The sequence below is a fragment of the Methanolobus sp. genome (assembly GCF_030682845.1).
Lineage (GTDB): Archaea > Halobacteriota > Methanosarcinia > Methanosarcinales > Methanosarcinaceae > Methanolobus.
In genome coordinates this window covers 24178-48802 of record NZ_JAUXNK010000043.1, presented here as the reverse complement: position 1 = coordinate 48802, position 24625 = coordinate 24178, and the positions used below count along the sequence as shown (strand labels likewise).

The 24625-nt window shown below is 47.2% G+C and carries 22 protein-coding genes and 1 tRNA gene; 13 read left to right on the top strand and 10 right to left on the bottom strand.

Features of this window, described 5'->3' with window-relative positions:
- From Q8J68_RS04320 to Q8J68_RS04305, 4 genes are all read right to left on the bottom strand, one after another.
- On the bottom strand, positions 1–246 hold a 246-nt coding region (locus Q8J68_RS04320), incomplete at its 3' end, for a redoxin domain-containing protein (protein ID WP_305310313.1).
- Between the two features lie 19 nt (positions 247–265).
- Entirely contained in the window at positions 266–643 is a 378-nt protein-coding gene (locus tag Q8J68_RS04315; RefSeq protein ID WP_305310312.1) for a Fur family transcriptional regulator, read from the bottom strand.
- A 35-nt stretch (positions 644–678) separates the two neighbouring features.
- Positions 679–852 carry a hypothetical protein gene (locus Q8J68_RS04310; protein WP_305310308.1) on the bottom strand — a complete coding sequence of 58 codons (174 nt, stop codon included), beginning with the start codon at positions 850–852 and terminating at the stop codon, positions 679–681.
- A 46-nt stretch (positions 853–898) separates the two neighbouring features.
- Positions 899–3154, bottom strand: coding sequence for an amino acid permease (locus Q8J68_RS04305; RefSeq protein ID WP_305310307.1), 2256 nt, complete (start codon positions 3152–3154; stop codon positions 899–901).
- Positions 3155–3420: 266 nt separating this feature from the next.
- Between Q8J68_RS04305 and Q8J68_RS04300 the strand changes: the two genes are divergently transcribed.
- Complete coding sequence (locus tag Q8J68_RS04300) at positions 3421–4194, top strand: exodeoxyribonuclease III (protein ID WP_305310306.1); 774 nt, start codon at positions 3421–3423, stop codon at positions 4192–4194.
- Between the two features lie 55 nt (positions 4195–4249).
- On the opposite strand, the gene Q8J68_RS04295 is transcribed toward Q8J68_RS04300, so the two are convergent.
- Positions 4250–4705, bottom strand: a complete 456-nt coding sequence (locus Q8J68_RS04295) for a TIGR00725 family protein (protein WP_305310305.1) — start codon at positions 4703–4705, stop codon at positions 4250–4252.
- A 24-nt stretch (positions 4706–4729) separates the two neighbouring features.
- A complete protein-coding gene (locus tag Q8J68_RS04290; RefSeq protein WP_305310304.1) occupies positions 4730–5251 on the bottom strand; it encodes a DUF367 family protein in 522 nt (173 codons plus the stop codon).
- Between the two features lie 182 nt (positions 5252–5433).
- Here Q8J68_RS04290 and minD point away from each other — a divergent pair, with 182 nt between their 5' ends.
- The 4 genes from minD to Q8J68_RS04270 all read left to right on the top strand — a co-directional run bounded on the left by minD (position 5434) and on the right by Q8J68_RS04270 (position 10137).
- Positions 5434–6231, top strand: a complete 798-nt coding sequence (gene minD, locus Q8J68_RS04285) for a cell division ATPase MinD (protein WP_305310303.1) — start codon at positions 5434–5436, stop codon at positions 6229–6231.
- 22 nt (positions 6232–6253) lie between these two features.
- Complete coding sequence (locus Q8J68_RS04280) at positions 6254–8230, top strand: type II/IV secretion system ATPase subunit (protein WP_305310302.1); 1977 nt, start codon at positions 6254–6256, stop codon at positions 8228–8230.
- A 97-nt stretch (positions 8231–8327) separates the two neighbouring features.
- Positions 8328–9146, top strand: coding sequence for a type II secretion system F family protein (locus Q8J68_RS04275; RefSeq protein WP_305310301.1), 819 nt, complete (start codon positions 8328–8330; stop codon positions 9144–9146).
- A 1-nt stretch (position 9147) separates the two neighbouring features.
- Entirely contained in the window at positions 9148–10137 is a 990-nt protein-coding gene (locus tag Q8J68_RS04270) for a type II secretion system F family protein (RefSeq protein WP_305310300.1), read from the top strand.
- Here the strand turns inward: Q8J68_RS04270 and Q8J68_RS04265 are convergent.
- The 3 genes from Q8J68_RS04265 to Q8J68_RS04255 all read right to left on the bottom strand — a co-directional run bounded on the left by Q8J68_RS04265 (position 10130) and on the right by Q8J68_RS04255 (position 11645).
- The gene (locus tag Q8J68_RS04265) at positions 10130–10708 is read right to left on the bottom strand and encodes a FumA C-terminus/TtdB family hydratase beta subunit (RefSeq protein WP_305310299.1); all 579 of its coding nucleotides are present in this window, start codon (positions 10706–10708) and stop codon (positions 10130–10132) included. The genes Q8J68_RS04270 and Q8J68_RS04265 overlap by 8 nt on opposite strands.
- Positions 10705–11544, bottom strand: a complete 840-nt coding sequence (locus tag Q8J68_RS04260; RefSeq protein WP_305310298.1) for a fumarate hydratase — start codon at positions 11542–11544, stop codon at positions 10705–10707. Before Q8J68_RS04260 ends, Q8J68_RS04265 begins: the two co-directional genes overlap by 4 nt.
- Before the next feature lie 15 nt (positions 11545–11559).
- Positions 11560–11645 (bottom strand) — tRNA-Leu (locus Q8J68_RS04255).
- A gap of 261 nt (positions 11646–11906) precedes the next feature.
- Here Q8J68_RS04255 and Q8J68_RS04250 point away from each other — a divergent pair.
- Complete coding sequence (locus tag Q8J68_RS04250; RefSeq protein WP_256622032.1) at positions 11907–12119, top strand: winged helix-turn-helix domain-containing protein; 213 nt, start codon at positions 11907–11909, stop codon at positions 12117–12119.
- A gap of 194 nt (positions 12120–12313) precedes the next feature.
- Positions 12314–15733 (top strand): DNA polymerase II large subunit, encoded by a 3420-nt coding sequence (locus tag Q8J68_RS04245; protein WP_305310297.1) that lies wholly within the window; start codon positions 12314–12316, stop codon positions 15731–15733.
- A gap of 3 nt (positions 15734–15736) precedes the next feature.
- Here the strand turns inward: Q8J68_RS04245 and mmp10 are convergent, their stop codons facing one another.
- Complete coding sequence (gene mmp10 / locus Q8J68_RS04240) at positions 15737–16972, bottom strand: methyl coenzyme M reductase-arginine methyltransferase Mmp10 (RefSeq protein ID WP_305310296.1); 1236 nt, start codon at positions 16970–16972, stop codon at positions 15737–15739.
- 357 nt (positions 16973–17329) lie between these two features.
- Here mmp10 and mcrB point away from each other — a divergent pair, with 357 nt between their 5' ends.
- The 6 genes from mcrB to Q8J68_RS04210 all read left to right on the top strand — a co-directional run bounded on the left by mcrB (position 17330) and on the right by Q8J68_RS04210 (position 24593).
- Positions 17330–18634 carry a coenzyme-B sulfoethylthiotransferase subunit beta gene (gene mcrB, locus Q8J68_RS04235; protein ID WP_015052764.1) on the top strand — a complete coding sequence of 435 codons (1305 nt, stop codon included), beginning with the start codon at positions 17330–17332 and terminating at the stop codon, positions 18632–18634.
- A 40-nt stretch (positions 18635–18674) separates the two neighbouring features.
- A complete protein-coding gene (gene mcrD, locus Q8J68_RS04230) occupies positions 18675–19166 on the top strand; it encodes a methyl-coenzyme M reductase operon protein D (protein ID WP_305310295.1) in 492 nt (163 codons plus the stop codon).
- A 1-nt stretch (position 19167) separates the two neighbouring features.
- The gene (gene mcrC, locus Q8J68_RS04225) at positions 19168–19773 is read left to right on the top strand and encodes a methyl-coenzyme M reductase I operon protein C (protein ID WP_305310311.1); all 606 of its coding nucleotides are present in this window, start codon (positions 19168–19170) and stop codon (positions 19771–19773) included.
- 12 nt (positions 19774–19785) lie between these two features.
- Complete coding sequence (mcrG, locus tag Q8J68_RS04220; RefSeq protein WP_305310294.1) at positions 19786–20532, top strand: coenzyme-B sulfoethylthiotransferase subunit gamma; 747 nt, start codon at positions 19786–19788, stop codon at positions 20530–20532.
- Positions 20533–20546: 14 nt separating this feature from the next.
- A complete protein-coding gene (mcrA, locus tag Q8J68_RS04215; protein ID WP_305310293.1) occupies positions 20547–22265 on the top strand; it encodes a coenzyme-B sulfoethylthiotransferase subunit alpha in 1719 nt (572 codons plus the stop codon).
- Between the two features lie 276 nt (positions 22266–22541).
- A complete protein-coding gene (locus Q8J68_RS04210) occupies positions 22542–24593 on the top strand; it encodes a hydantoinase/oxoprolinase family protein (protein WP_305310292.1) in 2052 nt (683 codons plus the stop codon).
- The last annotated feature ends 32 nt before the right edge of the window (positions 24594–24625 follow it).

Genomic DNA, 24625 nt, shown 5'->3' with positions numbered 1-24625 from the left:
GGTCCTAAGCCATGCAATGTGGGCGTAGATACTGTCAATGGACAGGCCGATGAGTTCACAATTTAGTGCTTTGAAATCTTCCTGCATGCTTGCAAATGTCATGAACTCCGTGGTACACACAGGCGTGAAGTCTGCCGGGTGACTGAAGAGGATGACCCATTTGCCTTTGTAGTCCTTGGGGAAATTGATCTCCCCCATAGTCGTCTTTGCTGTAAACGTCGGTGCATCATCGCCTATGAGCGGCATTGTTACTATTTCGTCCATATTATTCCTCCATACATTCTTTACAGAATCCGTAAAAGTTCGTATCTGTGCTCTCTACTTCAAAGTCTTCTATATCACTCGCTATCTTCAGCGAGTAACCTGTCAGTTCTTCTGATTCGTAATCAGAGATTTTACCACATTCAATACAGATGATGTGGTGGTGCGGTACAAGATTTGCCTCAAATCTGGAAACTCCCTTGATGTTCACCTCTTTGATCAGGCTTTTTTCAGCCAGGAACCTCAGATTGCTGTATACAGTGGCTTTACTTATCCTGGTCAGCTTTTTCCTGACGCCTTCGTACACGTCTTCTACGGTAGGGTGCCCGTCGAATTCCTTCAGGAACTGCAGGATCTCTATCCTTTGATTTGTGTATTTGATGCCTTCTGTACTCGTCTGTGATCATTCCTTCAATTTCAGTCTTTTATGGTTGTGTTTGCTTTTAGCAAATCCGTTTTAAGATATAATTCTAAATAGGAATCATTATTATTTAAGTCTTTTTCTTGGTAACTAATATGTAAAGCTCCCCATGGGAAAATTTCATAGTAAAACCTGACAAAGCCGATTGCTGGGGTTGCATACTTTATCATTTCCGGATACGGATCTGACCACTTTATATTTCTAAGCACAGCGAATCTATGGACCGGAAGATTCTGTGCTGCGGTACAATTTCCGCCTTTGCAGTTCTGCCCTGCATTTGCGCAAGACCTTTTTCAAAAAGTAGTTCAGGCTTTCCCTGGATATGGGTCTTGGTCTTTTTACAATGAGGACCGGTTTTTTTGAATGCCTGGCAATCCTATGGGACATGGTCCCTATCAGGGATACCTTGAACCTCTGGCTGGAATCGCCTATTATGGTCACATCGCTGTCTTCAGCTGCTTCCAGTATGGCATCTTCTACAGAGTATCTTTCCAGTACTCTGCACTCAAGAGGTATTATGTCCTCTTCTGCTGCCAGTTCGGATATCTTCGCAGTGATCTCTTCCTTCCTCTCCTGTTCCTCATCGGGACTGATGACGGTTATTATCACTATCTGAGCCCCTGTGTTGGCAGCCAGTTTCCGGGCCAGGTGAAGGCCCTGCACTGAGTTCTCCTTGCCATTATATGCGACAAGTATCGTGCTTATCCTGTCCGGCAGGTATCCTTTCAGGAGAAGGATCTGCTTTTTAGAGGAAGCAAGTACATCACTTGCCACTTCCCCGAGGAAATACTGGAACCTGCTTTCATGCCATCCCATGATAATAGTATCAACGTTCTCTATCTCAGCCTGTTCGTTTATCGAATTTGCGATGTCATGGTCAAAAGCAACAATGTAGTCTCTTTTGTGACCAATGATCACAGGATACCTGTCAAATTCCCTTTTGAAACTGAAATCCATTGCCGTATGCCTGTCGCGGAATGCTTCCCTGGCTACCTGCAGGCTCGTCTGGTCCGGAACCTTGATAACGTGAAGTCCGATGATCTCGCTGCCAAGACAGTCCGCCAGTTTAAGGAGGTCGCGCTCATGTCTGGGATTGGAGATGGGCACCAATACCTTGACTACTGACCCGGGTTTAACATTCGTTTTTTCAACTGTGTTCTCAAGCAGGTCGAACAGGGTGTATTTAGGTGTGGCTTTGCCCCTTCCATAATATCTGAACCAGCCCACTCCGGCAAACACCATGACAATTGCAAAGAACAAAGGCAGCACTCCCAGAAGCGGTAGCAGTATCAGGCTTCCTCCTATCCCTATTATCTGGGTTAGTGGGAAGAACGGATCCCTGAAGGTAGGCTCATAGCCGGGAAGGGTCCGCTTCCTGAGGATTATTACGGCCACGTTCAGCAGGACGAAGATAAGTATATTGAAAGCCCCCCCCAGTCTTGCAAGTTGCTGTATGTCGAAGAGGAATAATAGCAGGATCATGATCAGCCCGGTCACCAGTATGGCATTGGAAGGGGTCTCAAACTTCTTATGGATCGTTATGAACCATTTTGGCATCAGTGCATCCCTGCTCATGGCAAAGGGAAACCTGGAAGATGATAATATGGCTCCATTGGCTGTGGAGAGCGTGGCGATGAGCGCGCCAAATACTATGATGATCCTCCCTGCATCCCCGGCAAGCAGCCCGGCGATGTCTGCAAGAGGGGTAACTGTGGATGCGGTCATGCCGGGGGCCGAGATTCCCACAACTACTGCCATTATGCCAACGTAGAACAGTGTCACTGCCACTGCCGAGGCAATAAAAGCAAGAGGCAGGTTCCTTGATGGATTTTTGACCTCCTCGGAGACTGCGGAAAGCTCTGCAAGTCCCAGGTAGGATATGAAGATCATACCTGTAGTGGTCAGGACGGATGCTGGTCCGTAAGGCAGAGTGGGTGTGAAGTTGCCAGGCTCTATGAACAATGCCACTTCTGATATGAACGCCAGGAGGATAACGATTAGAAGTGCCACAATAATATTCTGAAGCGAGCCGCTGCTTTTAGCACCACGGTAGTTGATCACAAGGAGAATGACTCCAGCAGCAACTGCAATGAGGTAGAGGGGTAGATGGTAGAATATCTGGAAATACTCAGCCAGGCCCACAAGGGCAAAAGAACCTTTGAATATCAGCGCCAGCCATGAGCCAAGGCCGATCACCGCACCAAGGACCGCTCCCATTGTGCGGCTGATATAATAATAGCTTCCGCCAGCAGAAGGCATTCCCGTCGCCAGCTCTGCCATACTGATGGCTGTGGCTATTGTGATGATGCCCCCAAGCAGGAACGAAAGTATCGCTCCTGGACCCGCATTTGCCATGGCGATGCCCGGGAGGATGAATATTCCCGCCCCGATCATAGTACCGGTACCGATGGCAAAAGTCGAGAAAAAGCCCAGGCCACGTCCCAACCTTTCCTGAGTTCCAGCTGTGGCCATTTATTTGTATCCTCTTTCTGGTGACTTCCAGATTACCTATCAGGGCTCTTTGCAAATTCCTTTGCAGAACACCGATGCTGACACTGATCCGGGTGATTCATCGATGCAAGCCATATACAGTATCATGCATGGGCGTATTCTGCACAGCAAATATATGAGGTTTACCTATATAGATAATGCAGATTCTGTCTGAAATATATATGTTCTGATCAGCTGAGCTGGGGAGGATTATAATAGAGTAAGTTTATTTGTACATGGGTCATGCTATGGAAAAAATACGGATTATCTCATGGAATGTCAATGGAATAAGGTCTGTTCAAAAAAAGGGTTTTCTGGAGTGGCTGCAAAAAGAGCAGCCCGATATCCTCTGTATCCAGGAGACAAAGGCACAAAAAGAACAGCTGGGTTCTGAACTTACTGAAGTGAAAGGTTATTGTAGCTATTTCTCTTCGGCTGAAAAAAAAGGGTACAGTGGTGTGGCACTCTACACCAAAAAAGAGCCCCTAAGCATAAAATGTGGCTTCGGCATTCCAAAATTTGACCGCGAAGGACGGATCCTTATCGCAGACTATGGTGAGTTCATACTGTTCAATATTTATTTCCCCAATGGAAAGTCCTCCCCGGAAAGGCTGGACTACAAAATGGAGTTCTACGATGCTTTTCTGGAATATGCCCTGGAGCTGAAAAAGCAGGGGAAGAAGCTTATTATCTGTGGTGACGTGAACACCGCCCACAGGGAGATAGATTTGGCGCGTCCGAAAGAGAATGAGACTATATCAGGTTTTCTCCCGGAGGAGAGGGCATGGATAGACAGGTTCCTCTCACAAGGATACGTTGATACATTCAGATTTCTGCACCCGGAGCCCGGGCAATATACCTGGTGGAGCGTGAGGTCAGGAGCAAGGGCCCGCAACGTAGGCTGGAGAATAGACTACTTCTATGCAAGTGAAAATGCGATGGAAAACATCCGTGACTCATTCATCATGCCTGAAGTCCCGGGATCGGATCACTGCCCACTGGGGATAGTCATAGAGTTGTAATAAAAAACGATGGAAGAATGGGACAATAAAATACTATCCGGGCAAAGAACTGGTTTCAAGATCGCAGATCACTCATTGCCAGCTCAACAGCCCCCACAGGATCGCTGGCTTTTATAGTTCCCTCTATCTCCCATTTTGATCCAAGGGTGACAACCTTTTTTCCCATTTTCAGGGAAAGTGCGATCTCAGAAAGCGTGCCGTATTCACCCCCGATAGCTATCAATGAATCGCATGATTGCGCGATAATAGCATTCCTGGCGTGTCCCATGTTACTAAGGACCGCAATATCTATGTGCTTATTTGCATCCTGGCGGCAATCTCCGGGAAGAATTCCCAATGTGGTGCCAGCTTCCATTTTCGCTCCTCTGGCTGAGGCTTCCATAACACCGCCGTGGCCTCCGCATATAAGGATGGCACCTCTCTTTGCTATCTCCCGTCCCACTTCCTCAGCCATCTTCTCGATACTGTTATCGCATGTACCGGCACCTATTACTCCAATCTGCATCTTCATCAGGACACCTTTGTAACATCTGTATCAAATATATTCGCTCTGTATCCTCAATATCTCTTTGCTGTCCTTTGCTGTGGAGTATTCCTCGAGAGGCTCGTGATTAAGCTCCAGGAAAGTATGTCCCCAGTTGAATTTGTTCATTATTGCATGTGCCTGATCTTTGTGGCCCAGGATGTACAGGGCGGCGGCGAAGGCTTCCGCTGATGTGAGTTTGAATGGCCTGCCAAAGTTCACCGGATTGCCTGCAACCAGGTAAGGCAGCGCACGATGTTGAAGCTTGAGCCTGACAAGCTGGGGGAATACTTCCTCTACATGCTCCCATGAACAATCAAGGACAGTGATACCTTTCCTGTCACTGTCTTGCGGTGAGAGCGCCTTCTCTGCCATCGGGTCCAGGAGGATGGACTCGCGGGGTATCCTGTTCACCTGGTCGAAAAGCCGGGCAAGCTCAAAGCGCGCCATTTTCTTTCCCGTGCATTTTTTCGGATCACACTGACTTGCATGGTAAATGAACAGCTTTACGTTCCTTTCATTCTTTTCTTCCATAATCTTTCCTGTTGATATTATAGTATTTATTGCTTGGTTTGCTGAAAGTGACCAAAAGCTATTATGGATATCTTTTTATATTTACAATACCTTATTTTAATAAATATATTTAGCATTATAATATATGGCTTACTCAGCCAGTACCTATAGGATACAATATCAATATCTTCAAGGGGTGTTCGATGACTGCAAAGATATATACAACTATTTCCGGAAAAGGTGGTACCGGTTCAACCACTGTCGCGATAAACATTGGGGCTGCAATTGCAGGTTTTGCCAAGAATACGCTTCTCATTGATGCCGATATAGGGATGCCTACCATTGGGTTAATGTTGGGTATTGAAACATCCAAAGCCACATTACATGATGTTCTCGCAGGTAATGCAGACATCAAAGAGGCGATCTACGACGGTCCAAACAACCTGAAAGTAATGCCGGGAAGCATTTCCTTGCAGAGTTTTCTAAACACGAACACTGATAATTTGTCTGAAATCATTGAAAGTCTCAGGGAGAGTTATGAATTTATCATTATAGATTCTTCCACAGGTATTACTAAAAGTTCCATTTCTGCAATTTCCCTGGCTGATGAGGTAATACAGGTAGTGAATCCCGATATTGCCTCTCTTGCGGGTGCAATGAAAGTAAAGACCGTTGCAGAATCTATGGATAAACAATTTCTTGGATGCTTCCTAAACCGGACCGGTGTGATTCCGAATGAACTCACTGCAGAGAGAATAGAAGGCGCTCTGGGAATCAGGGTTCTTGAGAATCTGCCGGAGGATGCTAATGTCAAAAACTCTATGGCCTTTAAGGCCCCTGTTGTAGTGAAATATCCTGGCTCTCCGGTTTCGGTTGGATTTAATCGTCTTTCTGCATCTGTTGCTGGGATAAAGGTCCCTGCAGTTGAGACATTCCAAGATGATAAGAAAAAAGTAAAGAAGAGCAAGAAGCTCTCAATCTCTAAAAGTAAGAGTGCTTGATCATTTACAGGAGCTGGTAATAATGGATCATCACTCAGATAAAAACAAAGATGAAAAGGCAAATGCTCCGGCAGTTCCTAGCGATAGGGAAAATGTTGGGACTGTACAATCTAATCAGGATATGAAGGAAAATCGATATTGTGAAGATCTATCCGATGATAATACAACTGAACTTATCCCTCGCATTAATGAAGACACTTTTGTGGATGAACTTGCAAACCTTATATTGCCAGCAAATGAGACCGTAAGCATCGAAGAATTGAAGGGCAAGGTCAATGTGTCCTTTGAAGATGCAAGTTATGTAGAAGACATTCCTGAAGAAAGAGAAACTTATTGGAGTATGATTCTCAGGGAGATATTTGAGATACCTTTTATTGAAGAAGATGCTTTTGAAGAAGAGGAAGAACGTAAAAGCCTTAAGGATCGTTTAAATAAGTTGTTTGTAAGGACGAAGATTAACACCGATACCTACAATATTATAGAGCACGGTCCCATAGTTGATTTCACAATCCCTTCAGACAGTCCATATAAGGAAGTGGAACTGTACGAGGTAAATGCGCCCTACGCATATGTAAGGATAGCCTACAACCCCCAAGCGCATGAATTCCAATATCAATCACTAGAGCCACGGCTTTCTCCAAAGGAAAAGGAGCTACTGGATACCATCAGGATCAAGTTCATTGAAACTCTTGATATCAACCTCAAGGAAGTCTCCCGTACAAATGCAGAGTTTTTCCTTCGAGATAAAGTGATGGCATACCTCCAGGAGTACCAGATCGATATATCTCCTAAGAAACGTGAAAAGATAATGTACTATATTGTCCGCAATTTCGTAGGATACGGCGAGATAGATGTCTTTATGAGGGATCCAAATCTAGAGGACGTATCGTGTGACGGTCCGAATACTCCTATTTATCTCTACCATAAAGTTTACAATTCTATACCTTCCAGTGTAGAATTCCAAGATGATGAAGAGGTAGATTCGTTTGTGATCAGGATAGCGCAGATATGTGGGAGGCATGTTTCAATAGCAAATCCTCTTCTGGATGCAACCATGCCGGATGGTTCCCGCATACAGCTCACTATCGGGCGTGAGATTACTACTCGTGGCAGTACCTTCACGATTCGAAGATTCAAGGATAATCCTATAACGCCGGCAAACCTGATTGACTTCCATACATTCTCCACATCTATGCTGGCCTATATGTGGCTGGCAGTGGATTCCAACAAGAGTCTCATATTCGCAGGCGGTACTGCATCAGGGAAGACTACTGCAATGAACGCTATATCCCTTTTCATCCAACCCGAGATGAAAATAGTGTCTATAGAGGATACAAGGGAACTCAACCTTTCGCATCCCAACTGGATCCCAGGTGTCACAAGACAGTCTTTTGGAGGCGGGGACAAAGGTTCCATTGAGATGTATGAACTTCTCAGGGCATCTCTGAGACAAAGACCGGAATATATAATTGTGGGTGAGGTGCGTGGAGTAGAAGCACTGACACTTTTCCAGGCAATGTCCACAGGTCATACCACCTTCTCCACGATGCATGCTGACTCGGTTGCATCTGCCATCCACAGGTTGGAAAACCCTCCTATCAATGTGCCAAGGATTATGATTCAGGCTCTTGACCTTATAGCTATTCAGGTACAGGTCAAAGTTGGTGACAAGCGTGTAAGAAGATGCAAGACACTAACAGAGATCGTGGGCGCTGACCCCAGGACAGGCGACCTGCTGACAAATGACGTGTTCTCATGGGATGCAACAAGAGATATGTTCCATTATTCGGGAAGGTCCTATGTGATTGAGAGTGTGATGGAGAACAGGGGTTGGACCGAGGAAAGAGTTCGTGAGGAGCTTAAAAGGCGTCAGGAGATCCTTGAGTGGACCCGGGAAAAGAAAGTTACTTACTTCAGGGACTTCGCCAAGATTGTAGTCGCGTACAACCGTGAACCGGAAACAGTAATGGAAATGGTGAGGCAAGATATGCATGTCTAACCTATATTTCACCTTTGCATACAATATATTTGGTAAGTATTACACCAAAAAAAGGATCGAGTATTTTGGCCTTCGTTATAACCTGATGAAGAACAGAATGGACCTGGCTTATGATGCCTATCTTTCAGGTGCACTGCTCAGTTCTATTATTTGCTCTGTTGTTGGACTGATTGGATTTAATGTCGTCATCATGTTGCTTGGAGTACCTGAATTAAAGGTCACGAGATTAACATTTCCTGCATGGGCAGCACCTTATGTCGTATACAAGTCTTTCGCAGTCGCTCTTATTGGAAGTATTCTTTTTATGAGTATAGTTTTTCTTGTGGTCTACAAGATATTTATGTTCTACCCTGCAATAATGGCTGGTGACCGGAAGCGGAATATCGATACCATGCTACCGTATGCTGTAAATTACATGTCTGCAATGTCAGGTGCAGGTGTACTTCCTGTTGAACTTTTCAGATCCCTTGCAAATAATAGTTTATATGGTCAGGTCTCTGTAGAGTTCCGATTTCTTGTGCGCGACCTTGAAGTCCTTGGTGATGACCTTGTAACGGCTATGAAAAGCCTCTCTGCAACAACTCCTTCATTAATGCTTCAGGATTTTTTACAAGGGGCAGTAACTGTTGTAACTTCTGGTGGTCAGGTAGAAACTTACTTTCAAATAAAGGCAGATCAATATCTGATAGAGAACAGGCAGAATCAGAAAGAATTTCTAGAAACTCTGGGGCTTCTGGGAGAAACGTATGTAACTGCTTTTGTCGCAGGTCCGCTTTTCATGATAGTTGTAATGTCGATCATGTCTATAATGGGCAGTGCTCAGATGATATTCCTTTATCTGATTATCTATGCGTTGATTCCCATTGGAAGTATCATGTATGTCATTTTAATAAGTAGTTTGACCCCGGAGGCATAATATGAACATAAAGGATTTTGTTGAGAATGATCTGGCCTCGGACGTGTCTCTGACAGAGGAAGAACTGTGTGAATTGGAAGATGGCCTGATCGGCTCCAGAATGGAAAATGCAAAAAAGAACCTGGCGATCAAGGAGTTTTTAAAAAGACCTGGCAGTACTTTTTATGAACATCCTGAATACACGCTTATTATCAGTTTACCAGTAGCTTTTCTTGTCTTTGTCTTTGGGATGAGGATGGCCTGGGGTACTCCGATTATAGATGATGTTATAATCTTTACAATACTTATCATTATCACTCCTCCTGCTATTGCATTCCATAAAAAGTTCACAAACATAAACAAAGTGGAAGAGTACCTGCCAACTTTCCTCAGGGATATATCTGAACTGAGCAGAGCGGGTCTGACTCTCTCAAGGTCTGTAAGCACGGTTGCAAAAGGTGAATATGGAGCTATGACAAAAGAAGTTCAACAAATGGATTCATCCATGTCATGGGGTATCTCCTTTGAGCAGACATTAACAAATTTCTCCAAAAGGGTGCCCACCCCTGTGATAGTAAGGTCTGTCTCGCTGATCAACCAGGCAAGCAGAGCAGGAGGACGTGTATCCTCCGTGCTGGAAGCAGCTGCCCGTGATGCCCGGGAAGTGAAGTTGCTTGAGCGTGAAAGGCGGGGGAACATGATGATGTATGTAGTGATTACTTACATATCGTTCTTTGTGTTTATTTTCGTTATAGCGCTGCTTACATCAACATTCGTCCCGACTATGGCAGAAGCAGCAAGAGCCGCGCAGGCTTCAGGGGCAGGTTCAAGTTTTATCCGTTCATTTGATCCTGCTCAATACACAAGACTCATGATGCATGCGGCGGTAATCCAGGGTTTCATGAGCGGGCTTGTTGCGGGACAGATGGGTGAAGGAGCTGTGACCCAGGGACTGAAGCACTCTATTATCCTTACCATGATAGCCTGGGTGGTCTTCACATTCTTTATCTGAGGCCGGAAAATACGTTCCTGGCCTTTTCCTCTATTTTTCCAAAAAGATCATTGCCCTTCGCATCTATGCCTACAATGAGCGGTCCAAAGTTCTCTACCTTCAGCACCCACACAGCCTCAGGCATCCCCAGGTCCGGCCAGTGTACGGTCTCCACTTCCCGGATATTCTCTGCAGCAAGGGCGGCGCATCCTCCGGTGAATGCAAGGTAGACACATTTTCCTTTAAGCGGGCCGGCAACATTGTTCATGCCTCCTTTCCCTATAAGTGCGGTTACGTTGTATTTTTCAAGAAGGAGGGGCGTCATTTTTGACATGCGTGCGCTTGTTGTCGGGCCAGCTGCAACGACCTCCCATTTATCATCCTTTTGTTTCATAAGGGGGCCGCAATGATAGATGGCGGCTCCCTCAAGGTCAAAGGGAAGCTCTTCTCCCCTTTCTGTAAATTCAAGTATGCGGGCATGAGCTTCATCACGGGCTGTCAGGACCGTGCCTGTAAGGTAAACAATGTCACCTGTTGAAAGCTGGTCGAGGTCCGATTTACCGAGAGGGGTGCTAAGATGGAATTCCGTCATTTGCCGCCTCCCAGTGTCACAGAGGCATGCCTGTTGGCCCAGCATTGTATGTTTACTGCCACAGGCAGGGATGCTGTGTGGCAGCATGCTTTTTTGATGTGGACGGCAAGTGCGGTGGAGTCCCCTCCCAGTCCCATTGGACCGATACCAAGGGCATTTATATCCTTCAGTATACTCCTCTCGAATCCGCCCATCTTATCGGTATCTTCCAGCAAGGCAAGCTTGGAAAGCCTTGCTGCCTTATCAAAAGAGCCTCCAATGCCAATTCCCACGATAATTGGCGGGCAGGGTTTGCCGCCTGCCTTAAGCACTGTCTCAAGCACGAATTCGCGGATGCGGTCTGCTTCTGTGGGATTGAACATCTTAAGTGCGCTCATGTTCTCGGAACCTGCACCTTTCGGAGCTGCTGTGATCTTAATCTGATTACCTTCTACAAACTCGTACTTTATATCCGGTATACCGTCACCTGTATTTGTTCCGGTGTTATGGCGTGTGAGGGGGTCTACTGCATTCGGGCGCAGAGGAATGCACTCGGTGGCTATCCTCGCTCCCTCGATGATGGCTGCCTCAAGGTCAAAATCAAGTCTCACTTCCCTGCCAATCTCCACGAAAAAAATAAGGATGCCTGTGTCCTGGCACAGGGGTATCTGTTTCCTGGACGCGATATCGATATTCCTAAGGATAGCTTCCAGCTGTTCTTTTGCAATAGGCGAGGACTCCTGAGCCTCTGCTTTTCGGAGTGCATCAGTAACATCCTGTGGTAGGCCTGTCTGAGCTTCCTTCAGTATCTCAACAACGGAGTTCACAACAATATCGTAAGAAACGTCTCCTGCCAAAAAAAATCACCTGTATGGTGCGGGAGAAGGGATTCGAACCCCCGAACGCCTTCGCGAGAAGATCTTGAGTCTACCACCTTTGGCCGCTTGGTTACTCCCGCAATATGAGATTTTCGACAATTCTACATCGGTATTAATTATAAATCTATCTGTTGTCCGCCTGTTGCCGGATATAGTCCGGTCGATTATTGCTATCCTCTTATATAAAAGGGTTTTTTGTTCTTGAATGGTATTTGGAAAGAATATTCCAAAACGATTAGGTTAAATATTTGCGTCTCAATATTCTTTTATCGACCCGTGAGTACTAATCGGGAAATTACTGTATAAAGAAGCTGGGGGGCATTCTTATCAGAAGAAGTAGATTGGACATTACGCTTGCGATCTTGAAGATTGCTATGAACGGTGCCAAGAAAACGCAAATCGTATATGGGGCCAACTTGAATTCAACAATAGCGAATAAATATCTGGAACGACTCGAAGACAAACAGTTGATCGAACAAAAGGGTAACCTGTTCGTCACAACAGACAAAGGCCGCGTGTATAAAGACCTTGCAAGTGAGCTTGACGTTCGCTAGGTATAGGCCGCGACCTGACAAATTTAAAAACGTCTTATTCTTTATATTGGCGGGCAGGTGCTATCATGTCTCCTTCCCTAGATTATATACTACTCATTTTATGTAGGCTTAATAACCGTTTTTTGTGCAGGACAATACTTTTTATACTCAGGTACGTAGTACGTAGATAAACTGGTCATCTGCAGAGGTTATGAATGGGCGAGATAGTTGTAAGCGACTCCATGAAAGCTTATTTTGAAGGACTTGAGTCAGATCTGAAACATGAGATAGAGATTGCCAACAGGGCACGCTCCAAGGGCAAGGACCCAAAACCATGGGTGGAAATCCCTCTTGCAAAGGATATGGCTGACAGGGTCGAGAACCTCATTGGTGTGAAAGGCGTGGCTGCGCAGATACGCATATTCGAGGAGACCATGTCCCGTGAAGAAGGTGCTCTTGCCATCGGTAAAGCAGTTGCGGAAGGTATTGTGGGTGAATTCCCTTCAAGAGTTGCGGCAATAGAGGCTGCTATCCGTGTTTCCGTTGCAATGCTTACAGAGGGTGTTGTTGCCGCACCAATTGAAGGTATCGATCGTGTGGATATAGGCAAGAACGATGATGGCTCAGAGTATATCAGTATCTTTTATGCTGGTCCGATACGAAGCGCAGGAGGCACAGCCCAGGCATTGTCCGTGCTTGTGGGTGACTACGTAAGGCGTGCTGTGGGAATTGACAGGTACAAACCGCGCAAGGAAGAAGTTGAAAGGTACATTGAGGAAATCCTCCTTTACAGGCGCGTGGCTACATTGCAGTACACTCCCTCGGAAGATGAGATCAGGCTCATCGTTGAGAACTGTCCTATATGCATTGACGGGGAACCCACTGAAGCTGAAGAGGTGGAAGGTCATCGCAATCTGGAAAGGATCCAGACCAACAGGGTACGCGGAGGAATGGCCCTTGTGCTTGCGGAAGGGCTGGCACTGAAGGCTCCCAAGGTTCTAAAGCATGTCAACAAACTTGAACTGGATGGCTGGGACTGGCTCAATAAACTCATATCCGGTATAAAAAGTGATGAAAGTAAGGATGATTCAAAAGGTGTCAAGCCTAAAGACAAATATCTGACCGACCTGATAGCAGGCAGGCCGGTATTCTCGCATCCCATGCGGCCGGGAGGTTTCAGGCTAAGGTATGGCAGGTCAAGAAACACATCTTTTGCCGCAGCAGGGATAAGCCCTGCAAGCATGGTCATACTGGATAGTTTTGTTGTTGCAGGCACACAGCTCAAGGTCGAACGTCCCGGGAAAGCGGCAGGAATGGCTCCGGTTGATTCTCTGGAGGGACCCACTGTAAGACTAAAATCGGGGGATGTTCTCAGGATAGATGATGAAAAGATAGCTTATGAACTGCATCCAGAAGTGGAATGCATTATAGATATCGGCGAGATCCTCATAAATTATGGCGATTTCCTGGAGAATAATCATCCTCTGATCCCGGCTTCCTATTGCTTTGAATGGTGGATACAGGAATATGAGAAACTTGCGAATGGCAGGGGACCCGATATGCCTGAGCTGAAAGATCCCTCTCAGGAGCTTGCGCTTGAACTATGCAGGACTTATGGTGTTCCGCTGCATCCCAAGTTCACTTATCTCTGGCATGATATAACTGTGGTGGAGTTCGCCACTTTATCTTCTTTTGTATCCTCCCTTGGATCAATCGGGGACGGAAATTGCCTCGACCTCCCCTTTGAACTATCCATTGAGAACGGTATCAAGGTGATTCTTGAGAAGTTGCTGGTGCCTCATAGGATAAGAGACGAAAAGATAAGTATCGGGACTCCAAAACCCTTCATCCGGTGCCTTGGTCTTGATGAGGCTCTAAGGAAACAATGGGACTCTCTTCCATCGGGGGATGCGCTCGATGCGACCAACCATGTAAGCGGCCTTAAAGTACGTGCACGTGCTCCTATGAGAATAGGTGCAAGGATGGGTCGGCCTGAGAAGTCCAATAAAAGGAAGATGTCTCCTGCTCCTCATGTACTGTTCCCTATAGGTGATACCGGCGGCAATACAAGGAAACTGGAGACTGCTGCCAGCTATAAGGCGTCAATGAACGAGAAGGTGGGGCTTATCAATGTTGAGATAGGCAACAGGGTATGTCCGTCATGCGGTACCAACAACTACGAATATCGTTGCGGTTGTGGGGAATTCACTATCCCGAAGTTGTCCTGCCCAAGGTGCGGCATATCTGTGCAGAAGCCGGAGTGTCCCAAATGCGGCACAAAGACAACTTGTGTAAAGATGCAGGCAATTGATTTTAAGAGCATTTACCAGGGCGCGTTCGAGAGGCTTGGAGAGCGTGAAAGCAATATAGAGCAGCTCAAAGGTGTTAAGCGGATGATGTCCAGGGACATGACTCCGGAACCTCTGGAGAAAGGCATACTAAGGGCAAAGCATGATATCTTCACTTTCAAGGACGGGACTGTAAGGTATGATATGTCGGATATCCCCCTGACACATATCCGGGCTGATGAGCTTGGCATCACTGTTGATATGCTGCATGACCTCGGATATACTGAGGATATTTATGGAAAAACTATTGAAAACGAAGATCAGGTTGTATGCCTGAAAGTGCAGGATATCGTCGTTTCTTATGACTGCGCCGAATACCTGATGCGCACGACCAGGTATATCGATGACCTGCTTGTGAAATATTATAAAGAGGAGCCTTTCTATAATGCTGAGGTGATTGAGGATCTGGTTGGTGCGCTTGTTATGGGTCTTGCTCCTCACACCTCCGCGGGTGTGCTTGGCAGGCTGGTAGGTTTCACAAAAGCTTCGGTAGGTTACGCCCATCCCTTCTTCCATGCTGCAAAGAGGCGCAACTGTGATGGTGATGAGGACTGTGTCATGTTGCTTATGGATGGGCTGCTGAACTTCTCGCGTGACTATCTTCCGGATAAGAGAGGCGGAAAGATGGATGCTCCTCTTGTGCTTACCACCAGGATAGATCCGAGCGAAGTTGATAAGGAAGCTCACAATATCGACGTATGTGACCATTACCCGCTTGAATTCTATGAGGCGACCCTTCTGTACCCCAACCCCAAGGATTTCGAGAAGATCATAGACCTTGTGAGCCGCAGGCTCAATACGCCTCTGCAGTATGATAATTTCATGTTCACTCATGATACTACCGATATTGCTGCAGGGCCCCTGCACTGCGCCTACAAGACACTTGGCAGCATGGTGGATAAAATGGACGCGCAACTCGCCCTGGCAGACAAGATACGTGCTGTTGACGCGGCAGATGTTGCTGAAAGGGTGCTCATATCCCATTTCCTGCCCGATATGTTCGGTAATCTCAGGGCTTTCTCAAGGCAGGGTACAAGGTGCATGAAATGCGCCGCCAAGTTCAGGCGGCCACCGCTGACAGGTGCCTGCCCCAAATGTGGAGGGAATGTAGTACTTACTGTCCACGAAGGAGCAGTCAAGAAGTATCTGGAAGTTTCAAAAAGAGTTGCGGAAAAGTACAATGTCTCAAGTTATACGAAACAGAGGATAGATCTCCTGGGACTGGACATGAAGTCCCTGTTCGAGAATGATAAGTCCAGGCAGGTGGGTCTATCTGAGTTCATGTAGGTATCATTTCTTAAGCGGAAGTCCGATAGCGTTTATTTCCTGTATGAGCTCTGTGAATTGCTTAATCTCAAACTCAAGGACTTCCTTTTTTGTCATCCCGATCGACATTTCACCATCATAGCTCAACATATCCGGTCCCCTGCGTACGAACCTGTCGACACCGTCCCTTGAGAGCATTTTCTTTGCCTCCGGATCATGCACGAAAGCCCTTCCGGGAATTATCACTGTCTCTTTGATCCCATTAAGGTCCAGAGCTTGCAGATCCTGTATGGTGATAAGGCACCCGATATCTTTTCCTGCGGCAACCACATTTACGCTGCTGCCCAGTTTACTGAAAACCTCAGCAAGCCTTTCTGCTGCGGCCCTGCTTGTAAGCAGTGTGGCCTCTTTTGTGACTGCCGGAAGCTGCGCAAGCGCATCTTTTTCATTCCTGATTGCAAAGGGTGAACCTGTAAGGGGGTCTTCGAGCGGGGTGCCTGTGATTCTCAGCTTATGCCTCTGAGCAGCCTGACGGACGATACTGGTGAACTCTTCTATGCTGTGGCTCTCTATCCCCTCCATTACAGGAGCGTTATTGAGTATGAGGCCTTCATCGAGCCTGTTGGCAAAGCGCATTAGTATGGCTCCCTTTGCTCCCATGGCCTCAAGATCTCCAAGGGTGTTCTCAAGCACTTCTCCGTCGTTTATTCCGGGTATGACCACAATGGCTGCATAAACATCACAGCTGCTGCAGAAGTCCCTGAGGACCTGCAATGATGCCCCCGGATGCATATCATTCATATACTTTCCGCGTATCCCGGGGTCTGTTGCGAAAACAGTAAATGAAACTTCGGTAACTCCGTAATTTATGAAGAATTCAGCTTCATTGCCTTCACTGAAACCCTTGCCACTGGTGTATCCCAGGTGGATGGGCAGTCCGAACTGTGAAAGGTTGGCAACCAGCGGCATCAGTTCGGGGTAGCAGCTTACATCTCCTCCTCCGCTGATGGTTATCTTATCGATGTTCTCCTGGTTGAAGCGCATCTTCTGGTACGTTTCCTGGAACACGTATTCAGCAGGCTTGAATCCCGAGTATGATTCCCGTACCCCTCTGGTGCAATAGTCGCAACCTTTTATGAACGGAAAACAGTACTTGCATCCAAAAGGCTGTACTTCTTTTACCTTTTTGAAATAACAATATGTGCAAAATCCCTTGCAATCAATGCCGGGATTCCCTCCCACATCTGCGATGATTTCCATAGTGTTTTTTAGACACTATTTGTATTATTTAAACTTTTGCGATACATTATTATCTATCTTTTTTGATCCCCGATCCAACTCATATTGAGTGCATTGTTTAATAGGACCTGAGGTACGTTTCAGGTGAAAAAAGGTCATATCTCAAAAATATTTTATATTCCTGTCCGATGATTGCGGGATTGGGAGCACTATGATGCAAAAGGTTTAAACACCATCGTTACTTAATAGTTCCGAGAATTCCCAATGGAGATTTTTCGTACAGGAAGTATGTGGTACAGAGTAATTGTTCATCAGTGACTCGAACTGTACATTTCCGATTGGGTGATTTCTGAATAAGAACATAGGAGGAAAATACACGTGTCTGATAAAATAGACATTTACGACGATAGAGGTAAATTGCTGGAAAGTGGTGTCGATCTTATGGATATTGCGCCAACAAGAAACGCAGCAATTCAAAACATCATTAAGGATACCAAGAGAACCGTTGCAGTCAACCTTGCCGGCATCGAGAAAGCTCTCGAGAGCGGAAAGATGGGCGGCCTCGGACGCAAGATACTTGGAAGGGAACTCAAGTACGATGTTGTTGCCAACGCAAGCGCAATCCAGGACGCAGTTAAAGGCTTTGTCATGGCAAAAGAAGGCGATGACACCAATGTAAAGGTACTGGCAGGCGGAAAACAGCTCCTTGTACAGGTTCCAAGCGTAAGGGCACTTGTAGGCGCTGACTATGTGTCTGCAAGCACTGTGACCGGTGCAGCAGTCGTTCAGGCAATCATCGACATGTACAAGACTGACATGTTCGACGCACCAATCGTCAAGTCTGCGGTATGGGGAAGCTACCCACAGACCATGGACATGATGGGCGGAAACATTGCATCGATCCTCAGTATCCCACAGAACAACGAAGGTCTTGGTTTCTCACTCAGGAACATCACTACAAACCACGTTGCAGCAATCACCGGCAAGAAGGCAATGAATGCAGCAGCACTTTCCTCAATCTTTGAGCAGGTAGGCATGTACGAGATGGGTAACGCTGTTGGTCCTTTCGAAAGGCACCAGTTACTTGGTCTTGCATTCCAGGGTCTTAACGCAAACAACATCGTTTTCGACCTCGTAAAAGAGAACGGTAAGAACGGTACTATCGGTACTGTAGTCCAGTCCGTGGTCGACAAGGCTCTTGAAGCAGGTATCATATCTGTTGACAAGACAGCACCATCCGGATACAACTTCTACAAGGCAAACGATGTCTCAATGTGGAATGCATGTGCAGCAGCAGGTCAGCTTGCAGCTACCATGGTAAACTGTGGTGCAGCCAGGGCAGCTCAGAATGTATCATCAACTCTGCTGTACTTCAACGACATCCTCGAGAAAGAAACAGGTCTTCCAGGCTGTGACATGGGCAGATCCCAGGGTACAGCTGTCGGTTTCTCCTTCTTCAGCCACTCCATTTACGGCGGCGGCGGACCAGGTATCTTCAACGGTAACCACGTTGTGACCAGGCACTCCAGAGGTTTCGCAATTCCATGTGTCTGCGCAGCAGTTTCACTTGATGCAGGTACACAGATGTTCACAGTCGAGAAGACATCTGCACTTGTGGGCAGCGTGTTTGGATCAATACCAGAGTTCAAGGAGCCTATAAAGGCAGTAGCAGGAGCTCTCTAAGGCACAAAACCCAGTTAGAATATCCAAAGGTTAAACAAATATGTCCGATGCTTCTCCAAATACAGATTACCTGCAACTTGAGATATATCCCAGCAGGCTGTTAAATCCAGATACAGCCGAGGCATTACTCAATGAGATAGCTATGCTGGAAGGCGTTGTCAGGTTCTTCGTTCACGGACCCAGGATCCCGCAAACAGTACCTTATGGTCCTGCTACCGGCGAAATCGTTAATCACCCTGCAAACAAGGTGATAGTGGTTGCCGGCCAGGAGATCGACCTTGAAGTGAGCGTAGGTGGCGTTCGTCTGGAAGTTACCGATGCCGATGTAAAGGAAAACATCAGAGAGATCTGTGACAGATTGCTCCCGTTCTCGTATGAGTTCAGGGAAGGTCTTTTCATACCAACCATACAGACCGTTACCGATTACGCAAAACGCGGGCCGGATGCGGATCCTATGTTGCTTGGAATGGCCGATCCAAAGGGCAAGCTGAGTAAAAAACCCATATGTATCCTGAATAAGAAAAGCGAGTGATATTATGTTCGACCGGGAGACGCAGGTTGTTGATTGCAGGCACGGCATGGGCCTTGGCAGAGGAGGAGGGCTCGCTCAGCGCGGAACCATCTCTGAAACCGGCAGAGCTGATGTAATTGCTGTTGCAATGAGTCCCGGGAGAAGGCATATCACAAAACCCGTATGTGAACTCACATATGGAATGCGTCGTGAAGAGATACAGGTAAGTGTAATGGTCCTGAACACAGGTTCAGGGGTGCCGGACACGAATCTGGGTTCCGGTTCTTTCGGGATAAGCCCGGAAGAGGTCGCACAGATAAACAGGCACAAGGTCGCTGTGATTCACACAGGTAACATAAGGGACCATGTGATACGGAAAGTAAAGGCAATTCTGGAAGAAGCGAGCGTTCCTGCAGTAGTTGTCTGCCAGACTCTTGTGGATTTCGAGGACTTTGCAGAGGCAGGAGTGAAGACAAGGCTTGTGAAACCTAAAGATAGCGATATTCTGACAAAAGGAAGGGTTATGGAAATTGTGACAGGAGTAACACGAGGAGAATCATGTTCAAGGGAAAAGCTGAACGAACTCGTGAAAGCTGTAAAGATCACAATGAGATCATTAGAGAATTAGGAGTGAATGATTATGGTATATAAACCACAGTTTTATCCAGGAGCAACATCCGTTGCAGAAAACAGAAGGAAGCACATGTCAGGTAAAGTGGAGAAGCTCAGAGACATCTCCGACGATGACCTGACACTTATGCTTGGACACCGTGCACCGGGCAGTGACTACCCAAGCACCCACCCACCACTTGCAGAAATGGGTGAGCCAGACTGCTCCATAAGGCAGACCGTAGAAGCAACACCAGGCGCAAAGGCCGGTGACAGAGTAAGATACGTTCAGTTCGTTGACTCTATGTACAACGCACCAGCAACCCCTTACTTCAGATCATACGCAGCAGCTATAAACTTCAGAGGTGTCGACCCAGGTACACTCTCCGGTCGTCAGGTCGTTGAGGCCCGTGAGAGGGACATGGAACAGCTTGCAAAGTTCCAGCTGGAGACAGAGATGACCTGTCCGGCACTTGCAAGCCTGAGGGGCGCAACAGTCCACGGTCACTCCCTGAGACTTCCGGAAGATGGCTTAATGTTCGACATGCTTGACAGGACCAGGAAGGAAGGCAACATCGTCATAATGCACAAGGACCAGGTAGGCAGGCCAATCGACAAGAAGGTCAACCTAGGAAAGCCAATGTCAGAGGCAGAGGCCGCAAAGAGGACAACCATTTACCGTGTCGACAATGTCGCATTCAGAAATGACAAGGAAGTCATTGAGTGGGTCCACAGAGTATTCGACCAGAGAACCATCTACGGCTTCAAGCCTGAATAAATGAGGTGATGATAATGGCAAATGACAGAAAGAAGATGTTTGCAAAACACATGGAAATCAAGTTCACAAAGGAACATGGATCTAACAAGATGGAGGGTGGTGAGATCACTGACATGGTCGGTAAGTACTACAGGCTTGGTGTCGAGCAGAACCCCCGTAAAGTTGAAATGAAGAAGGCAGGTCAGGAAATTGCAAAGAAGAGAGGGCTTGCCGGTTACAACCCAATGATGCACTGCGGTGGTATACCACTCGGTCAGAGAGCACTTACCCCATCCTTCATATCCGGTACGGACATGATGGTCGAGATCGATGACCTCCACTACGTCAACAACGCTGCAATGCAGCAGATGTGGGACGATATCAGGAGGACTGTGGTCGTCGGTATGGACATGGCACACGAGACACTCGAGAAAAGACTCGGTATCGAAGTCACACCAGAGACCATCAACCACTACCTTGAGACCCTCAACCACGCACTCCCTGGTGGAGCAGTAGTTCAGGAACACATGGTCGAAACCCACCCTGCACTCGTAGACGACTGTTACGTCAAGGTGTTCACCGGTGACGACGAACTTGCAGATGAGATCGACAAGCAGTTCCTTATCGACATCAACAAACAGTTCCCTGCAGACCAGGCAGAGACCATCAAGGCAGCAATAGGCAAGACAAGCTGGCAGGCAGCCCACATCCCAACCATCGTCAGCAGAGTAACAGACGGTGCACAGACAAGCAGGTGGATGGCTATGCAGGTCGGTATGTCCTTCATCTCCGCATACAGCATGTGTGCCGGTGAGGCAGCAGTAGCTGACCTTTCATACGCAGCAAAGCACGCAGGTGTGCTCTCAATGGGTGAGATGCTCCCAGCAAGGCGTGCACGTGGTCCGAACGAGCCAGGAGGAATCTCCTTCGGTCACTTCGCAGATATCATCCAGACCAGCCGCGTAACACCTGAGGACCCTGCAAAGGTCGCCCTTGAGGTAGTAGGTGGAGGCTGTATGCTCTACGACCAGATCTGGCTTGGATCATACATGTCCGGTGGTGTCGGTTTCACACAGTACGCAACAGCTGCATACACCAACAACATCCTTGATGACAACCTCTACTACGATGTAGACTACATCAATGACAAGTACGATGGTGCAGCAAAGACCGGTAAGGACAACAAGGTCAAGGCAACCCTCGAAGTTGTCAAGGACATTGCAACAGAGTCCACAATCTACGGTCTGGAGAACTACGAGAAATACCCGACCACACTCGAGGACCACTTCGGAGGTTCCCAGAGGGCAACAAGCCTTTCCGCAGCAGCAGGCTGTGCAACAGCAATCGCAACCGGAAACGGAAATGCCGGTCTTTCCGCATGGTACCTCTCAATGTACCTGCACAAGGAAGCACACGGCCGTCTCGGTTTCTTCGGTTACGACCTCCAGGACCAGTGTGGTGCAACAAACGTGTTGTCCTACCAGTCCGACGAAGGTCTGGCTCTTGAACTCCGTGGACCAAACTACCCCAACTACGCAATGAACGTAGGACACCAGGGTGGATACTCCGGTATCACATCCGCTGCACACGCAGGCCGTGGAGACGCATTCGCTGTCAACCCACTCATCAAGGTCTGTTTTGCAGACGAACTCCTGCCCTTTGACTTCACTGCTCCAAGGAAGGAATTCGGTAGGGGAGCTCTCAGAGAGTTCGAGCCTGCTGGTGAGAGATCACTCATCATCCCGGCAAAGTAAACAATATAGAACAAAAGTAGGCTTCATGCCTACTTCTCTTTTCTTTTTTGTGCTTCATGTTTTGACAGTCTTCGGATAATAATATCCATGAATGCAGATCTCATCTGTGTGAATCTTTGTTAATCCGTACCTGAAATGACAACTGATGAACGCGGATTTCTGATACATTCTTCCTTATCCATTGTTATTGGTAATGCTTAAATATTGCAAAACCCTTGTTTTTGACATACTTTCTGAATGTAACTTACCATATCCATTTTTGAAGGAGTGCGCAACATGCAATACAGTCTGGGAATAGATGCAGGTGGAACGTTTACGGATGCTGTTATAGTTCGTGACTCAGATGGTGTGATAGTAGAGTCTGCCAAGGTACTCACCACATATCCTGACCCTATAAGCGGCATTAAAAAAGTCATTGATGAGCTGACACCTGATTATGTGAAAGATGTGAAACTTGTCTCAGTTTCAACGACCCTGTCCACAAACACCATACTTGAGGATACAGGTTTTCCTGTAGGTGTGATACTGGTAGGGGATTATGTGATTCCTAAGGAGGGTTTTCCTGCAAAGTACTATGTGCAGCTTAGCGGAGGACACACCAGTAATGGAGAGGAGGCTACACCTCTGGATGAGGAGGGGGTCACAAGGTTTGCGATGGAAATAAAGGACAATGTTGCTGCATTTGCAGTATCTTCCTTCTTCAGCAACAGGAACTCTGAGCATGAACTCAGGGTGAAACAAATTATCAGGGAGCTTACAGGGCTGCCTGTAGTGTGCGGGCACGAACTCTCTCAGGAAGTTGGAGCTTATGACCGTTCCATAACTGCCTACCTGAACGCCCAGCTGCTTCCTATCACTCATAAGTTCATCCAGTCCATTATGCAGGATATCAGTTCAAGGGGCATTGATGCCAATCTTCTAATGCTCAAATGTGACGGTTCGGTGGTCGGCATGGAAGAGGCACTTGAGAGACCCATAGAATCTATTTTCTCAGGTCCCGCTGCCAGTCTTGTAGGTGCGGCATACCTTACAGGATATGATACATGCGCGATGGTGGATGTTGGAGGCACAAGCACTGACGTCGCACTTATCAGGAACGGTATCCCGGAGCTCAGTGACCAGGGAGCTGTTGTCGGAGGCTGGAAGACCATGGTAAAAGCCATCCGGATGGAAACTTCCGCAACAGGCGGCGACAGCCATGTATGGGTACACGATGAGCGGATGTTCATAGGCCCGCGGAGAGTTATTCCGCTATGTCGTGCCGCAGTCGAGTATCCGGGTTTCATGGCCAAGCTGCAGGAGTGCAAGTCACCTTCCAGAAAGCTGTTCTGCGAGAATGTCCAGCCTACCAAATTCTTTGTAAGGACAGCTACAAAGCCTCTGGAGCTTAACAAGTTCGAGGAAGAGATATATGATGCCATACAGAGCGTACCGGTATCATATCATGAACTGTTCCTCCGGCTTAAGAAGCAGCCTGGTGTCAGGTCACTGGACAGCCTTATCCAGAAACGTCTTGTCCAGGCAATCGCATTCACACCCACTGATGCACTGCATGTGCTTGGTGAATTCAGTCTGTGGGATGCTGAAGCATCGATCATAGGCGCTGAAAGGCTTTCAAAGTTTGTAAAAATGACAAAAGAAGAGTTCTGCTCCGAGGTAAGACGTAAGGTTGCAAGGAATATGGCTCACGACCTTATCTCATACCTGGTGGAAGGCATCCCTGAATCTGTTGTTGACAGGATCCTCTCCGGTGAGAACTTCACCCGATTCAAGATTGAAACTCCTGTCGTACTGCTGGGCGGTCCTGTAGGTGCCTTTAAGGAAGAGATGGGAAAGCTCATAGATGCGCAAATAGTGGTCCCCGAACATTCAAGTGTGGGCAATGCAGTAGGCGCCCTTGTAGGTAAAGGTATCAAGCGTGTGGAGATACTTGTTAAGAGGGACTTTGCTCCCATAACCGGTGAGGATGTAACTCTTGAGGAACTGAAGAATGCAAAGGTGGTCCTGAAATACTTTGTGTTCGCCCCCGACGGCAGGTATATATTCCCCGAGCATCTGGAAGCCATTGAATACGCAATTCTCACCGCAAAGAAACTTGTAATGGACTACATGCAGGCAGCAGGGTATTCTCCCAGCGAGGTGGAGATAGAAGTCACAAGAAAAGAACTTTCAATCAGGGAAGGGGAAGAGCCTGTCGAGACCAAGGTCATTGTGGTGGGTATAGGTACATCAAGGGCAGTAATCGAGAAGGATGTTGTGCCTGATTACATGAGAAAGAAAGCCCTAAGCTCCCGCAAGGCTTCAGAGTTCTCTTATTCCGGGAAATGAATGAAGGGATAGTTCCCTTCAATTTTTGTTTT